The organism is Streptomyces sp. sk2.1 (assembly GCF_008120935.1).
Taxonomy (GTDB): domain Bacteria; phylum Actinomycetota; class Actinomycetes; order Streptomycetales; family Streptomycetaceae; genus Streptomyces.
Genome location: NZ_RDBO01000290.1, coordinates 1 through 4,105, shown reverse-complemented (window position 1 = coordinate 4,105; position 4,105 = coordinate 1). Strand labels below are relative to the sequence as shown.

Genomic DNA, 4,105 nt, shown 5'->3' with positions numbered 1-4,105 from the left:
CGGTGCAGCCCGGCCCACACCCGGGCCTTCGTCCACTCGGTGAATCTGCGGTGGGCCGTCGCCCCGGACGGGCCGAACGACGCCGTGGGCAACTGCTGCCACGTGCAGCCCGACGTGGCCACGAACACGATCGCCGCCAGGACCTCCCGATCACCGTGACGGCGCCGACCGCCACCCTGCGGCCGCGACGGCGCCTCCGGCACCACCCGCTGGAACAACTCCCACAACTCGTCCGGCACCAGCCGCTCAACGATCCCCACCATGACCAGCAGCTTACCCAGCCAATTGAGATGACTTCTGATGCCCTAGATGGCCAAGTGACTTGGATACGATCAGTGCCGTGATGAGCGACGGAGAGTGTATGGCCAGTGGAGAACAAGCCGACAGGAGAGGCAACGAGCTTGATCTCGGAGTGCCGCCTTCAGTCCCGCTCGACACTGCCTCGAAGATCCTTGGTATCGCAGGAGCCCGGGGACGGGAACTGGCAAAAATTGATGGCTACCCGGTCGACACGATCGATGCAGGAGGTCCGCTGGCAACAAGGTTCACTGTTTCCACCACCCTCCTGATCAGGCATACGAGTCTGGATCGTGTACACGAGGTACTGGGGGCCCAGGGGTAACCCTGGACCGTTACGGCGTCGTCCCGCTGGCCAGCCGAACACCGGGCGCCTCCCGGGGTGTCGTACGGCGGCATTAGGCTGTCGATCATGCCGGACGACCCCCCTCTCATACACAGCCTGCGTACCGCGGTCGCCGCCGCACCCGCCGACGTGCCCCTGCGGCTCCACCTGGCCCAGCTCCTGCTGGAGGCGAACCGGTCCGACGAGGCCGTTGCCGAGGTGGCCGTTGCCCTTCAGCATGCGCCGGACGACGCCCAGGCCCGAGATCTGATGGCCCGGGCCATGGGAGCGCCGTCCCCGTCTCCTTCTCCGGTGCAACCTCCGCGTCCGCAGGGCGGGTTCGACTGGAGGGCTGCCGAGGAACAGGTCAGGGATGCCGTGCCGCCGCGGTTCGCTGAGACACCTGTCCGCGCGGCCGGGCAGGATGACTCCACGGATGTCGGCATGTGGGACGTGGAAGGGACCAACACCATACGACTGGCCGACGTCGGCGGCATGCAGGACGTGAAGGAACGCCTGGAGGCCGCCTTCCTCGCCCCGCTGCGCAACCCCGAGCTGCGCAAGCTGTACGGCAAGAGTCTCCGCGGCGGTCTATTGCTGTACGGTCCGCCCGGCTGTGGCAAGACGTTCATCGCGCGGGCAGTGGCCGGTGAACTCGGTGCCGCGTTTTTGTCCGTGTCCGTGAACGACGTGCTCGACATGTGGATCGGCAACTCCGAGCGCAACATGCACGAGGTCTTCGAGACCGCTCGCCGCCAGGCACCCTGCGTGCTTTTCCTGGACGAGCTGGATGCCCTCGGTGGCAAGCGCAGCCGCACTGCGCACAGCGGCATGCGTAACGTGATCAACCAGCTGCTCAGCGAGCTGGACGGCATCGGCTCGGCGGCGAACGAGGGTGTTTTCGTGCTGGCCGCCACCAACCTGCCCTGGGACGTGGACAATGCCCTGCGCCGTCCCGGCCGGCTGGACAGGACGATCCTCGTCCTCCCGCCCGACGGCCCCGCCCGGGAGGCGATCCTGCGCTACCACCTGCGGGACCGGCCCATCGAGAACGTCGACCTGGGCAAGCTGGTCAAGATCACCGACGGTCTGTCCGGTGCGGACCTGGCCTATGTCTGCGAGGCGGCGGCCGAGCGGGCATTGCTGGACTCGGCACGCACCGGAACCGTACGGATGATCGGGATGGAAGACCTGCTGGCCGCCGCAGGCGAAGCTATGCCGTCCGCCGAGCCGTGGTTTGCCTCCGCGCGCAACGTGGCGATGTTCGCCAACGAGGGCGGCATGTACGACGACCTGGTGAGGTACTTGAAGAAGAGGCGCAAGCTGTGACCACACCCCTGCACCCCGGCGTCGAACGGGCCGGCCTGCTCATCGACCGCAAGCGGTACGAAGAGGCCAGGGAACTGCTGGCCCGGCGACTCGCGGAGGATCCCGAGGACATCCAGGCCTGGGTCGAACTCGCCCGAAGCCATCTCGGAGACCAGGAGAACGGCGCGAAGGCGCTGGAAGCAACCGGGCAGGCACTGGCCCTGGACGCCGAGCACACCGGGGCACTCCTCACACACGCACGCGCCCTGCGGGCAGGTGGCCGCTTCCCGGAAACCGAGAGCGTGCTGCGCGAAGCCATCCGCCTGGCCCCCGACTACTGGTACAGCTACGCACTGCTCGCCGACTGGCTGTGGCGCATCAGGTGGCTCGGCTCCGTACAGACGAAGGGCGACCGGGCCGGGCGCGAAGACTTCATGGCAGCCCTGCGAGAAGCCGACCCGATCGCCCACCAGGCCATCCGCCTGGGCCCCGAGGAGGTGTACGCCTACGAAGTGGCGTGGCGGATCGCCGACATGGCGGCCGACCGAAACGCCGCCAACCAACTGGACGAGGCCATTCTCCGGCTCGACCCGCAGCACGAGGAGGCCCTGGCCCGGCGGACGAAGAAGACAGCAACAGCCCCCGGCGTCAAGGCGACAAAGGCCGCCACCCTGTACGCCGACGCACTGGCCTCCGCCCCCGGTTCCGCACCGATGCAGCGCGGCCTGGACGAGGCCTCCTACCGCCTGCTGCGCGGCGTCCGCTGGCTGGCCCTGCTCTGCCTGGCCCTCGCCGCCGTGGGCATCGACCTGTTCGCGACAGGCGCGGAGAGCCAGAAGGAGCTGCCGCTGAGCCTCGGCCAGCGCCTGTGGGACCTCGTCCCCATGGCGGTCGTCTGGGCCCTGGGCGCCCTGCTGCGCTACCACCGCCTGCGCACCGGTGTCCGCGTCAACCTGCACTCGCTCATCCGGCGCCGGACCTGGCCCCGCCTCGTCCTCGGCCAAGCAACGTGGGCCATGCTCTGCGCACTGCTGATCACCCAGATCCCCTGGACGCAACGCACAGTACCGCTCGTGCTCTTCTGGGCCGGCCTGGCGCCGACAGCGGCAACAATGTGGTTCGACCGACGGAAGACCGGCTGAGCCGGGGCGAGGAGAAGTACCGAGCCCTGCCCTTCCCGGCTGGCGCTCACCTGTTGCTCGTCGCCTGCGGCTACTCCTGGGCAGCTGCCGTCGTTGAACATGTACATTACGGACTGCCCGATGCGAAGGCCCTTGCTGGCCGACAGGCTACTGAAACGACCCAAAGGCGTGGTAATTGGCGCTCACGGTGCCTCTTCCTCGTCGGCACCACAGCGCCGGCAGCGCGTCTGGTCGGACAGGGGATAATCGTGCTCGGAATACGTCTTCCCGCTGTGTGGGCGGCAGTGGTCCGTAATTTCGGGCAGCGCCTGCTTCGCTCCGCCGATGGGCGGCATGTAGCTGCTGAATTCGGATGCAGTCATGGCTGGGGCCTCACCGCTGGCTGCTGTCGGGGCGGATGGAACCGAGCACACGCGGGGTGGCCAGTTCGGCATAGGTGGCCTCGGTGACACGTTACTGAAGAGTGCTGCTGACATCCAGGGACTCCAGCTGGTCGGCCTCGGAACGCAGAGCAGCGGCCTTCTCCAGCCACATGCGTTCGTCGTCGGTACGCGGTCCGGCAGTAGCCGGTGGCACCCGCCCTTCCAGATCTGCGGCACGTGCGCGAAGTTCGGCCGGACTGCTCATAGTTGATCTCTCCATCTTCCGTGAAGGCATCGTAAGGGGGGCTAGGGCGTAGCTTACGGATCTAGCCCTCAGCATGTCAGAGGCGGTGGTCCCGACTTCCCGCGCTGTAACTGATCGTTTCAGAATGAGTTCAGCGTGAGGGCTTGGCGACCGGGGCTGGCAGGGGCAGAGTGGTGCGGGTGTCGGATGATCTTGTGCCTGATGACCTGTGGGAACGCATCGCTCCGCTGCTGCCGCCCCGGCCGCCGCGGCGTCATCGGTATCCCGGGCGGTTGCCGGCGGACGACCGTGCGGCTCTTCGGGGCATCGTGTACGTGCTGCGCAAGAACGTCAGCTGGAGAGACGTGCCCGCCGAGCGGACCGGCTGCAGTGGGGTGACGGCCTGGCGGCGGCTGCGGGACTGGAC

5 protein-coding genes are annotated in these 4,105 nt (G+C 67.7%); 3 read left to right on the top strand and 2 right to left on the bottom strand.

Annotation, left to right across the window (positions count from 1 at the left end):
• Positions 1 to 263, bottom strand: a 263-nt coding sequence (locus EAO76_RS43930) for a transposase (RefSeq protein WP_222872242.1), incomplete at its 3' end; no start/stop codon positions are given.
• Between the two features lie 446 nt (positions 264 to 709).
• Between EAO76_RS43930 and EAO76_RS43925 the strand changes: the two genes are divergently transcribed.
• Together EAO76_RS43925 and EAO76_RS43920 are read left to right on the top strand one after the other, a co-directional pair.
• Complete coding sequence (locus EAO76_RS43925) at positions 710 to 1,951, top strand: 26S protease regulatory subunit (protein WP_148841784.1); 1,242 nt, start codon at positions 710 to 712, stop codon at positions 1,949 to 1,951.
• Entirely contained in the window at positions 1,948 to 3,072 is a 1,125-nt protein-coding gene (locus EAO76_RS43920) for a tetratricopeptide repeat protein (protein WP_148841783.1), read from the top strand. The genes EAO76_RS43925 and EAO76_RS43920 overlap by 4 nt, the downstream gene beginning before the upstream one ends.
• 453 nt (positions 3,073 to 3,525) lie before the next feature.
• On the opposite strand, the gene EAO76_RS45260 is transcribed toward EAO76_RS43920, so the two are convergent.
• Positions 3,526 to 3,699 carry a hypothetical protein gene (locus tag EAO76_RS45260; protein ID WP_187439079.1) on the bottom strand — a complete coding sequence of 58 codons (174 nt, stop codon included), beginning with the start codon at positions 3,697 to 3,699 and terminating at the stop codon, positions 3,526 to 3,528.
• A 179-nt stretch (positions 3,700 to 3,878) separates the two neighbouring features.
• Here EAO76_RS45260 and EAO76_RS43915 point away from each other — a divergent pair.
• The coding region (locus EAO76_RS43915) for a transposase (protein ID WP_262376133.1) at positions 3,879 to 4,105 on the top strand (227 nt) is incomplete at its 3' end.